Genomic DNA, 698 nt, shown 5'->3' on the forward strand with positions numbered 1-698 from the left:
CCGTCGGCCGCGCGGGCCGGTGCCGCGCGCCCGGTGACGCCGTGAGGGGCCGCGAGCGCGCCGTCTCGGCGACCCACGAGGACTACCTCAAGGCGGTGTGGAACGCCCAGGAGTGGGACCCGGCCCCCGTGTCCACCACGCGGCTGGCGCAGCGGCTCGGCGTCGGCGCTCCCACGGTGTCCGAGACGGTGCGCCTGCTCGCCGACCGGGGGCTGCTCGACCACGAGCCCTACCGCGGGGTGACGCTCACGCCCGAGGGTCGCGCGGTGGCCGTCCAGGTCGTCCGGCGGCACCGCCTCCTGGAGACGTGGCTCGTCGAGCACCTCGGGTACGGCTGGGACGAGGTCCACGACGAGGCGGAGGTGCTCGAGCACGCCGTCTCCGACCGGTTCGTGCGGCGGGTCGACGAGGTCCTCGGCCGTCCGGAGCAGGACCCGCACGGGGACCCGATCCCGGCGGCGGACGGCACGGTCCGGCGGCCGACGGCGATCCCGCTCACCGAGCTGCCCGCCGGTGCCCGGGCCGTCGTCGTGCGCGTGTCGGACGCCCAGGCCGACGTCCTGCGCGAGTGCGCCGCCTGCGGCGTGCGGCCCGGGGTGGTGCTCGGCGCCGCGGACCGGCTGAGCGACCGCGTCCGCGCGGCGGTGTGGGTGGCCCCGGCGGCCGGGGGGCCCGGCTGAGCCCTGATCCACCGGTCT

The 698-nt window shown here is 78.5% G+C and carries 1 protein-coding gene; it reads left to right on the plus strand.

The window, feature by feature from the left end:
* Positions 1 to 95: 95 nt before the first annotated feature.
* On the plus strand, positions 96 to 680 hold the full coding sequence (locus N866_RS19275) for a metal-dependent transcriptional regulator (protein WP_425393985.1): 585 nt from the start codon (positions 96 to 98) through the stop codon (positions 678 to 680).
* Positions 681 to 698 lie beyond the last annotated feature (18 nt).

The sequence above is a fragment of the Actinotalea ferrariae CF5-4 genome (genome assembly GCF_000603945.1).
GTDB classification, from domain to species: Bacteria; Actinomycetota; Actinomycetes; order Actinomycetales; family Cellulomonadaceae; genus Actinotalea; species Actinotalea ferrariae.